The organism is Nocardia sp. NPDC005998, assembly GCF_040614395.1.
GTDB lineage: Bacteria > Actinomycetota > Actinomycetes > Mycobacteriales > Mycobacteriaceae > Nocardia.
Genome location: NZ_JBEXUI010000015.1, coordinates 80,899 through 91,118, shown reverse-complemented (window position 1 = coordinate 91,118; position 10,220 = coordinate 80,899). Strand labels below are relative to the sequence as shown.

Below are 10,220 nucleotides of genomic sequence, written 5' to 3'. Positions count from 1 at the left end.
GGTGCGGCGGTTCATCGGCGGTCGCGTGGCTGGGTGGCGATTGTCCGTTCGGGTCAGTGGTTCGTCGATGATCGGCTGCTCAGGTGCGCTGGTTCGTCGGCGATCGCCCGTCTGGGTGAGCGGCTGGTGACTATCTGTTCGAGTGAGCGGGTTCGTTGAAGACCACATGCCCGAGCGCACCCGCTCACGATCACCTGCCTGAGCGCACCAGCTTGCTGACGTTCCCTCGCGTGGGTGCGCCGTTCGGCGATGATTGCCTGTCTGGTGTGCTGTTTCACCAACGATCGCTGCGTGGGCGTATCGGTTCGCCTGTGGTTGCCTGAGCGGTCGGTCCGCTGGTGATCTCCTGCTGGGCGCACTGGCTCGCGATCACCCACCCGACTGCACCGGCTCGCCTACGATCACCAGCATGATCACCGCTGTGCACACACTGGTCTATGCGGAGGATCCGGATGCGGCTCGCGCGTTCTTCCGCGACGTTCTCGGCTGGCCGAATGTGGACGCCCATGGTGGGTGGCTGATTTTCGGAACCGGGCCGAGCGAACTCGGGGTGCACCCCGCCGATGGCCCACCGCGCCACGAGATTTCGCTGATATGCGATGACATCGAGCAGACCATGGCGGAATTGGCCGGGCGTGGAGCGCGATTCGAGGGCGACATTGCCGAGCGGAGCTTCGGGCGCTGCGTCGACATGAAGATCCCGGGCGCGGGGCTGATGCTGCTGTACCAGCCGTCGCATCCCGTCGCGTATCCCTCGAGTTCGTCCGCCACCTAATCGAACTGCCCCCCAAAAACGAACTCGGCTCCCAGGCGTAATGCCGGGGAGCCGAGTATCGGAACTGCCGTCAGAGATTCTTCTGGATCCTGAACTGCTGGGTAGGAGCGTCATCCCCGCCCCCGCCTGGACCACCGCGCCGACCAACGCCGGCACCGGCGGATCCACCGCGGATCCCCAGGATCGCACCGCCGACCAGGGCGGCGACACCGAGCACGCCGAGCACGATCGGCATGATCCGGCCGTACAGCGACAGCTTGTCGATGTTCTCCTTGGCGACCGAGAGCTGCGATTCGATGGTGTTCTCATCGAAGACGAGGTGCGACTTCAGCGCGATGACGTCGGGGTGGTCGGCGCTGCGTGCGTAGAACAGATTGAGCTGCTCGCCGCCCTTGACCACGGTGCCGGTCTGCGGCTCGACCCACAGGTCGCGGGTGTTGGTGTAGTAGCGGGTCATGGTGACCGGCTCGTCACCTTCGAGGCCCCACTTCGCGGCGGGCAGGCTCAGCCGATTGGTCGGCGCCTGGACCACGTCCCACAGGTTGGTCGCCGGGACCGACATCTGGAAGTGGTAGACCTTCGTGCTGTTGATCTCGGTCTCTTCGATGAACTTGGCGTCGAAGGTCTTGCGCACGTTGAGATCGAAGTACGGGTAGGTCTTCTTCTCGGTGCCGATCGGGAAGCGGTACTGCAGGCCGGTGTGCTGCACCGGGTCGGCGATGCTCTGTAGGTCCTTGTTCACCGTGACGGCAATGGAGCCGTTGGGCTCCTTGGCCACCGGCTCGCCGGACGTGCGGTCGATGGTGACCCGGTCGATGGTCGCGGTCAGCAGGCCGGTGTCGCCCTGCTTATCGATGCGCCGCAGCGTCTGACCGGCCTGGACGGTCATCTCGGTGGCGTCGGAGGGGTCCTCGACGGTGAGGAACCGCTGCGAGACCAGTGGCACATTGGTGTCGACCTTGGCCGCGCCCTCGGGTGCGGTGAGCGACTTGGCGTCCAGGACGAGGCTGTCCTCGCCGGGCTGGTTCGTCGCGATCGTGGTGATCTCGAGGTCGAGGGGAGTTTTTGCCAGTTTGCTGACGGTGTAGGTCGGGATCATCACCGCGGCGACGATCGACAACGCGCCCAGACCCACGAGCAGGCAGGCCACCGTCCTTCTGGTTCCGGCACTCAGTGCCATGCAAACTCTCCTCGTCGTAGAACACGGGTCTGTGCGGCAAGTACTGCGGGCGCGCCGCGGCACTCGTGAGCCCCGACACTAACAGTCCGTTGTCGTACTATGCGGTGCCGAGGCCGGATTCGACCCAGAAATCGCCCGAGTCTAACGCGAAATCTGAAACGTAGGGTTACCAGCTGGTAGGTACGACTGCTTGCAGGTCACTCGAACGGACCTGCAGACTGGAGTCCGATGACCGCTACCCCTCCCACGCCGACCGAAGCCGCGCCCGCTCGCACGCGGGGTTTCGTGCCTGCCCTGGAAGGTATGCGTGGCATGGCCGCGCTGGGTGTGCTGCTGACCCACGTCGCGTTCCAGACCGGCGCCGCGAATACGCCGGTGCTGGGCCGGATCTGGGAACGGTTCGATATGGCGGTCGCGGTTTTCTTCGCGCTGTCGGGCTTCCTGCTGTGGCGTCCGCATGCCGCGAAGGCGCGCGGGCTGGGGACCGCGCCCTCGGTCGGCTACTACCTGCGGCACCGAGCGGCGCGCATTCTGCCCGCGTACTGGGTTGTGGTGGCCGCGGTTCTGATCTTGGTTCCGAGTGCGGCCGACACTGCTGGCCTGCGCGTATGGGTTTCGAATCTGGCCCTGACGCAGGTCTTCGTGCCGCTGACGCTGACCGATGGACTCACCCAGATGTGGAGTCTGTCCGTCGAGGTGGCCTTCTATCTGGTGCTGCCCCTGCTGGCCTTCGCGGTGGTGCGGCTGCGCGGCGACGCCGCCCGCTGGCGCATACCCGCGATCCTCGCGCTGGCGGCGATCAGTCTGAGTTGGAATTTCATTCCGGTACCGACGCCCGACGCCATTCACGCCGACAATTGGCTGCCCGGATATCTGCCGTGGTTCGCGGTGGGCATGCTGCTGGCCGAGCTCATTGACAATAGAGATCAGCTATCACCACGGCTGCGGTTGCTCGCCAATCAACCGGTGATGTGGACCGTCGCGCTGATCGCCTTCCTGCTCTCCGCCACCGACCTCGGCGGCCCCGCCGGGCTGACCCGCGCCGAGCCGTGGCAGTACGCGGCCAAGATGGGCTTCGGCGCCATTATCGGATTCGCCCTGCTCGCCCCCCTGGTACTGCGCCCGCCCGGCGCCCGCCCCCATCGCTGGCTGGAATCCCCGGTCGCCGCGACCATCGGCCGCTGGTCCTACGGCATCTTCCTCTGGCACCTCGCAGTCCTATCCGTGGTCTTCCCGGTCTTCGGCATCCTCCCCTTCAGCGGCGATTTCAAAGAAGTCCTCATCCTGACCATCGCACTAACCCTCCCGATCGCCGCCGCCAGCTACGCCCTCATAGAAGAACCAGCCCGCCGCTTCGCCCGAGACCGCGACTACGCAAAAGCCGCTGCCACCCCCTCACCCACCGCCGACGCCGCTACAGCAAAGCCGCTCGCCGAGCCCCCAGCGCCCGCCCTCACCTCGGCAACCCCCCAGCCCACGACCACCGCGGAAGGATCCGGCGGTTGGTGAGGTCGGATGGCTGCGAGGTCTGGTTGCTGCGAGGTCTGGTCGTGTGGGGCGGTCAGCTCTCGAGTTGACGGCGGATGTCGAGTAGGTGGTGGCGGAGTTCGTGCAGGGTGTGTAGGGCGAGCCAGTGGAGGGGGCGTTCCTGGCGGTCCGGGAAGTTGTAGATGACTGTGCGGTTCCAGTCCAGGGGTGTCAGGCGGTCGAGGACGTTGGCGAAGAGTAGGGCCGCATCGGTGAGTTGGCGGGCGACGTCGGATGGCTGCTGGTCGTTGTAGCCGTCGTGTTCGACGCGTTCGTCGCGACCCATCGGCTCGAGCGCCGGTGCGTCGGCGCGGCGGGCGAGCAGCACGCGTTCCCGTTGTGCGAGTAGGACATCCCGCACATGGCAGGCGTACTCCAGTGGCGACCACACCTCGGGTGCAGGTCGGTGCCGAAGTCGCCGTTCATCCTGACCGAGCAGTGTCGCGTACTCCGCCGCGTGCACCCTGGCCAGCGCCGACACCTCGGGAACCAACGCGGGCTCGTAGTCGAATCCGCACTCCACGCACGCCGTCACGCATCCGACGCTAGCAGTGCGCGGAGGGTTTCGGGCGTCCGCGAACGGTCTTTGCGTCATGTCGGGAGCCCGGGGAAGCTATCCGTCGTATCCGTCTGTGGTGCGTCGTGGTCGGGTGGAGTGGGCCGCGGTGGTGGCGAGGTCGGTAGCGGCGGCATGGGCTTTCGACGCGTTACGGGTCTTTGTGTCGTGGCGGGAGTGCGGCGATGCCGACGGCGATCACAGCCAGTAGTGCGGGCAGTTGGACCCACAGGGAGCCACCCATGTATCCGCTTGCGGCGCGCCACGGTCCGGTGGATAGGGCTGCCGCGGCGGTGGCGGTGCCGAGGCCGGCAATGGCGGCAAGGACTTTCGACGTTATCCGTGCGGAGAAGCGAGTCGCGGCGAGCGCGATCACGGTGAGCACGGTGCCGACCGGTCCGGCGATAACCGTTGCGACAGTGCCGATTCCGATCGCGCCGAGGATGCGATTGCCCCATGTGGTCGGAGTCGGCCCGTTGTCCACAGTCCGGTCGACTGCATTCACGCTGGAGTTGGCTGCGTCTCGATTGGAGTCAGCTGCGTTCGGGTCGAGGTCGGCAGCGTTCGCGTTGGATTCCGCGGTGTGTGCCCTGGGTTGGGCTTCGTCTGTACCCGAGTCGGCATTGTTCGCGTTGGGAGTGTGGGTGTCCGCGCTTGGGTTGGTCGCGTTCGCATCGGAGTCGCCTGCGTTCGGACAGGGGGTGGCTGCACCGGTATTGGAGTCGCCAACATTCGTGTTGGGGTTGGCTGCGTCTGCGTTGGAGTCGACAACTCGCATGGTGGAGTCGGTACGGCTGGGTGTATCAGTCGGATTTCGGGTGGCGTCTGGGCTCATGCGGGAACTCGACTCCGAGCCGCCAGCAGTCGGGATCCGGCGGGGGCGGGGGATGGCGAGCAGGACCAGCGGGATCAGTAGCAGCAGACCGCCGAAGATGCTGAGGCGGTACCAGCGGTCGATGGGGAAGGAGACGGTGATCGGGCCGGATGGTTTCGATCCCGAGTCCGGTAGCAGCCAGCCCTGCTGCCATCCGTTGACCACGATCGGTTCGAGTGCACTGCCGTCGGCAGCGCTTGCCCGCCATCCGACATTGGTGCTGAGCGGCAGGACGAGCAGTTGTTTCGCGTGATCGGATCGGCCGATGCCGGTGGCGGCGGAATCGGTGCGGTTCAGGCGAAGTCGGTCGACGGAGAAGAGTGAGGTCGGTGCGACCGTCACATCGGCTCGCCCGGTGGGTACCGCGATCTCGTCGGAGCCGACCGAATCGGTGGGAAGTTCCGAATTCGTGCACACCCGCGCGGGAACCGGTGCACCGGAACGCAATTCACCGGCGGTCGCCGTGACGGTGGTATGCACGAACCGTCCGCCGAGCGCAATCGTGGGACCCTGCGCGCACGGGATGGTGATCAACCGATCGGGCCCGGCGGGCGCGGGATACTCCGGTCCGAGCACCGACACCTCGGCGAGCCCGGGCGGTTGGGTGACGGCGAAGCCCAGCGCGGTGCGATCGAGTACCGGCCGCCAACTCTGGATGCTCAGTTCGATGCGATCGGTCACCGTGGGCTGCAATGAGATTCGCGTCGGCTTGCCCGGCTCGAGTTCGCGAACCTGCGGGCCATTGCCGAGATTTACCGCCACCGCGAGCGGCGCGGCGGGCAGTTCGCCGAGTGACGGTGTCAATTCCAGCCCCGTGACCAAAGCGGGTTCGGGCAGCTCCAGCTCGAGCGTTGGTTTGCCGCCTGCCAGGTTCCGCACCGAATCCTCCGGCGCCGTCCAACTCGTCCGCGGATCCCCATCGGTGGCCGCGAAGGCCGAACCGCGCAGATCACCGACATCGGCCTTGCCGCGCGCCACGGGACGCGACTGGTCGGTGAGCAGCGCCTCCAGTTCGGGGCTCTGTCGAGTTCGCACCGTCAGCTCCGGCGTGACGGTCATCGGCTCCGGCACCGACAGCGTGCGTTCGAACGCACCGGGCTCCTCTGGCGCCAGGGCGAGTCCCTTACTGCACCGAACCCGGTCCGGTGCATCGAAACAAGCACTGCGACCAGGGAATTCCTGTCCGAGATCCCAGGCACGGACCTGCGCGCCCGCCGGGGTGGGCGGCAATACCGTCCGATGCCGGATGTCGACCCGGACGGGTGCGGTGCGGACGGTGTAATCGTCCAGGGTCAGTTCGCTGATGCCGAATTGCCCACCCCGCGTGCCGTCTGCGGTACGGATGGCGGTAATGCTGAGCCAATCGGTCTGCCCAGCTGGCAAGGAAATCGACACCGGTGCACCGGGTTCGGGAATCCGGGCCGAGACACTGCCGTGCGCGGTGCGGACCTCGACCCATTTCACCGGGTCGCCGATGGCCGCCGCGCTGGTGGTCAGTTGCAGCAGTCCGGTGCCGATCGGATGGTCGAGATCGAGCCGAAGCCACTGTCCCAGTGCGTGTTCGGCGCCATTGCTGATCCATGCGGTCGACGGATCGCCATCGACCGCGGCGGCGGTCGAACTGCCCGGCGCGGATCCGCCCAACTGGGTGGCGTCGGCGGCCGAACTCGATGCGGTGATCGTCGCGCCGGACCATTCCCCGCGCACCAACTCCGCACCGGGGACGGAATAGTCGGGCACCAGATTATGGGTGCGGCGCGCATCGTCCGGTGCGCGCAGCGCCGAATTGTGGTTGTCCACCTTGCCGAAATCGGCCTCCCGCGCCATCGGCGTATCCGTGACGGTCAACGGCCCGATCGGCAGTCCGGCGGCGGCCGCATCGGCTGCGAGCAGCCTCGGCGCGGTATCGGCATCACGATGCAGCCGTTCGAGTACCTCGGACCCGCCCTGAACCGTCTCGACCTCGGCCAGCGGCACCGTGTATGCACCAGGGAACGACGTCGGAGCGCCGGTGCCGCTGTGTATTTCGACGGGCGTACCCGGCGGCCGTGCCTCGACCCGGTATATCTCGATCGCCGGATAGGCGGGCCGCAGATCACCGTCGACGACCAGATGGTCGGAGATGACGGCCGTCCCGATCGGATTGCCGAATTCGGCGACCTTGTGCAATCCGGGCGAACCGTCGATCGCCTGATGCGCCAGTATCGGCCGGGTCGAGCGTGCGGTCTCCGGATCGAGATCATTGCGCAACACCAGGATTCCGATGCCCTGCTCGGTCAGCGTCGCCGCGAGACCGCTCGACGGCCTGCCGTCGGCGATCAACCGCTGCACCGAATCCATCGCGCGGATGGTGCCCGGCGGATTCAGCGGCACCGCGTCGCGGATCGCCCACGGCGTGCTCGCCAGCGCCTGCAGCGGCTCATCACGCGTCAGCCCCCACACCTGGCTGCCGAAGGGCGCGCCGGGCACCACCAGAGCCCGGGTATCGGAGGCATGGTCGGACAGCCACTGTGCGGTCTGCTTCCAATACCCGGGCACCTCGTCGTAGGCCCCGCGCGGCGCCAGTTTCCCGGTCCAGGCCAATGAGGTGGACAGTGCGAGCGCGGTGAGGATCAATGCGGCGACCGCGACCGACCTGTCCCGTTCGGGATGGGCGAAGGCGCTGCGCCATACCGGCATCGGAACCGACGCGGGCAATGGCACCTTGGTCAGCAGCTGGGCCAGGCCGAGCACCAGGGGAATTCGGATCAGCGGCTCCAGCTTGTGCACATTGCGTAGCGGCGCGCCACCGGCATCCAGGAATACCCGCACCGAATCCGCGAACGGCCCACTCAGCTCACCGACATATCCGGCGCAGATCCCGACCAATCCGACCAGCAGGATCAGCGCGAGCCGCCCCCGATACGGCATGGACCGCATCGCCAACCCGGCCATACCCGCCGCCGCGAGCAGTCCGGTGGCCAGCACCGCCGCGGGCTGGGTCACCAGCACCGCACCCGCGATGCGCTCCGGTGAGACGAACGGCGTCCAGCTGTCGGTGCCGCGCAGCACCTCACCCAGGGACGCCCACTGCGTGGTCACCCCCGAGGATTCGATGTAGTCCAGGAACGGCGGGCTGACCTTGCCGAGCACGAGCAGCGGCACCGCCCACCAGAAGGTGGCAAGCACCAGCAGCGGAATCCAGGCCCGGGTGAATCGCCACCAGCGCCGGTTCGGCCGATACGACGCCCACCACAGCAGTGCGGGCAGAAATGCGGCGACCGTTGCCACCGCATTCACCGCGCCCATGAGTGCCAGCGCCAGCGCACTCCCGGCGGGCGAGGCGGCACCGCCGCGCTTGTGCGTGCGATATGCGGTGCCCAATGCGGCGGGCGCGAGCAACACCCATGGCGCGAGCACCATCGGCAGCGTCTCCGATGAGATCGACCCGAGCGTGGTCAGCACCCGCGGTGAGAGTGCGAACGCGGTCGCGGCCACCACTCGGGACCCGCGAGTGCCGATGCCGAGCGTTTCACAGAGCCGGACGATGCCCCAGAACCCGGCGAGCAGCAGCAACGCCCACCAGATCCGCTGGGTTACCCAGGCGGGCAGACCGAGCACATGCCCGGCCGAGAAGAATGCGCCATGCGGAAAGAAGTATCCGTAGGCCTGGTTCTGCACCTGCCCCATCGGGGCCTGACTACTCCACAGGTGGGCGGCGCGTCCGAGGAAGCCCAGCGGATTCTGCGCCAGATCGTATTTGGTGTCGGCGACCGTCAGGCCGGGCGCCTGCAGAAAAGTGAGCAGGAACGCCGCGACCACGGTCCCGACGAACCAGCGCCTGCCGAGCGGGGAACCGTCGAGTCGACGCGTCGTGCTATCGCCTCCGCGACGGTCGTTCGAACTGCTGTGGATCAGCGGCTGCCGTACTCAACGTTGTTGAGTAGCGAGGAGTTGGAGTCGGAGCGCTCGATATTCGGCCGCGTGTTCTGCTGCACTGCCATCGTGATGACGAACACCGCGACCGCACCCAGAACGGCGCCAGCGACCGCACTCGCAACACCAGGGACAGCAAACTTCATCGCGGCACTCCAATACATCGATGCAGGCACATTCCGGGCCAACCTAGCAGGACGGGGCTCGATCACATACGGTCAACCCACCGATAGCCGAATCGAATGATCTCAGTCGCTCGGAATCGCGCAGTGCAAACTGCCCAGCAAGGTGCGCAGCTTCGCGGTGGTCTCGTCCAATTCGGCATGCGGATCCGAGGCGGCCACGATCCCGCCGCCCGCGAAGGCGCGGATCGAACGACCGTCGGCGGATAGTTCCGCACTTCGGATCGCGACCACCCATTCCCCGTCGCCATGCGCATCGCACCAGCCGACCGCGCCACCGTAGAAGCCGCGCTCCTCTTCTATACGGGCGATCGTGTCGAGCGCGAGATCGGTCGGTGTGCCACACACCGCGGGGGTGGGGTGCAGCAGGATGGCCAGGTCGAGTGCGGTTGTCGCGGGATCGCGCAGACGGCCGGTGATCGGGGTGGCCAGATGCCAGACCTCGTGCGTATTGATCAGCTGCGGGCCGTCCGGGATGGTCAGTTCCGCACAGACCGGCGCGAGCACCTCCCGGATCCATTCGATGACGAAGGCGTGCTCGTCGCGATTCTTGGTGCTGGACAACAACTCTTGCGCCTGTGCGGCATCGGCCTCCGGATCGGCCAGGCGCGGCAGCGTGCCGGCGAGCGGGTGCAGCGTGACGGTGGCGCCGTGCCGCGCGACCAAAACCTCCGGGGTGGCGCCGACCAGTGTCGCGCCGGGGCGACCCGCGGCGGTCAGATCGACCGCGAACACATTCGCGTGCGGATGCCTGGTCAGCAGATGCCCCGCGACCAGCTCGGGATCCAGCGCACTATCGGCTTCGGCCAGTACCGATCGGGCGGCGACGACCTTGCGCAGCGGCTGCGCCGGATCCTGCAACTGCTCGACCAGTTTCGTCACCCGTGCGACATGTTCGGCCGGACTTGGTATTTCGGTGATGATCCGAACGGCGGGCAGTTCGGGCAGCGCCGCGGGCCGCCACGGCCCGACGGTGCGTTGCGCCTGCTCGGGCACGCTCAGCGCGGCCGGATTCCGCGGATCGAACGGCAGTGCCCCGACGATCAGCTCCGCGGATCCGTATCGTAGCGCCGCCACCGCCCGCGCCACCTCGTCGAAGGCGACCCGGGTCCCGGAGGCACGGACCACTCCACCGGGCTGGGCGAGCAAGAAACCGTTCATGATCCCTCGACCCTAACCCCGCAAACCCCGCGCGAAGCTACTCGAGCGAT

At 67.1% G+C, this 10,220-nt stretch carries 7 protein-coding genes; 2 read left to right on the top strand and 5 right to left on the bottom strand.

Features of this window, described 5'->3' with window-relative positions; genetic code table 11:
- Positions 1-409 precede the first annotated feature (409 nt).
- Positions 410-775 (top strand): VOC family protein, encoded by a 366-nt coding sequence (locus ABZ293_RS21460; RefSeq protein ID WP_354956587.1) that lies wholly within the window; start codon positions 410-412, stop codon positions 773-775.
- 70 nt (positions 776-845) lie between these two features.
- On the opposite strand, the gene ABZ293_RS21455 is transcribed toward ABZ293_RS21460, so the two are convergent.
- Positions 846-1,955, bottom strand: a complete 1,110-nt coding sequence (locus tag ABZ293_RS21455) for a DUF3068 domain-containing protein (protein ID WP_355183121.1) — start codon at positions 1,953-1,955, stop codon at positions 846-848.
- Positions 1,956-2,183: 228 nt separating this feature from the next.
- On the opposite strand from ABZ293_RS21455, the gene ABZ293_RS21450 reads away from it, so the two are divergent.
- Positions 2,184-3,464 (top strand): acyltransferase, encoded by a 1,281-nt coding sequence (locus ABZ293_RS21450; RefSeq protein ID WP_355183119.1) that lies wholly within the window; start codon positions 2,184-2,186, stop codon positions 3,462-3,464.
- Positions 3,465-3,516: 52 nt separating this feature from the next.
- Here the strand turns inward: ABZ293_RS21450 and ABZ293_RS21445 are convergent, their stop codons facing one another.
- The 4 genes from ABZ293_RS21445 to ABZ293_RS21430 form a co-directional block, all read right to left on the bottom strand.
- Positions 3,517-3,954, bottom strand: coding sequence for a DinB family protein (locus tag ABZ293_RS21445; protein ID WP_355183292.1), 438 nt, complete (start codon positions 3,952-3,954; stop codon positions 3,517-3,519).
- A gap of 235 nt (positions 3,955-4,189) precedes the next feature.
- Positions 4,190-8,713 carry an alpha-(1->3)-arabinofuranosyltransferase family protein gene (locus tag ABZ293_RS21440; RefSeq protein WP_355183117.1) on the bottom strand — a complete coding sequence of 1,508 codons (4,524 nt, stop codon included), beginning with the start codon at positions 8,711-8,713 and terminating at the stop codon, positions 4,190-4,192.
- A gap of 92 nt (positions 8,714-8,805) precedes the next feature.
- The gene (locus tag ABZ293_RS21435; RefSeq protein ID WP_354956594.1) at positions 8,806-8,973 is read right to left on the bottom strand and encodes a DUF2613 domain-containing protein; all 168 of its coding nucleotides are present in this window, start codon (positions 8,971-8,973) and stop codon (positions 8,806-8,808) included.
- Positions 8,974-9,075: 102 nt separating this feature from the next.
- Positions 9,076-10,170 carry an isochorismate synthase gene (locus ABZ293_RS21430; RefSeq protein WP_355183115.1) on the bottom strand — a complete coding sequence of 365 codons (1,095 nt, stop codon included), beginning with the start codon at positions 10,168-10,170 and terminating at the stop codon, positions 9,076-9,078.
- Between the last annotated feature and the right edge of the window lie 50 nt (positions 10,171-10,220).

Coding starts and splice junctions, on each gene's coding strand:
- ABZ293_RS21435 (WP_354956594.1), bottom strand. CDS start 8,973: ATGAAGTTTGCTGTCCCTGGTGTTGCGAGTGCGGTCGCTGGCGCCGTT.
- ABZ293_RS21460 (WP_354956587.1), top strand. CDS start 410: ATGATCACCGCTGTGCACACACTGGTCTATGCGGAGGATCCGGATGCG.
- ABZ293_RS21455 (WP_355183121.1), bottom strand. CDS start 1,955: ATGGCACTGAGTGCCGGAACCAGAAGGACGGTGGCCTGCCTGCTCGTG.
- ABZ293_RS21450 (WP_355183119.1), top strand. CDS start 2,184: ATGACCGCTACCCCTCCCACGCCGACCGAAGCCGCGCCCGCTCGCACG.
- ABZ293_RS21430 (WP_355183115.1), bottom strand. CDS start 10,170: ATGAACGGTTTCTTGCTCGCCCAGCCCGGTGGAGTGGTCCGTGCCTCC.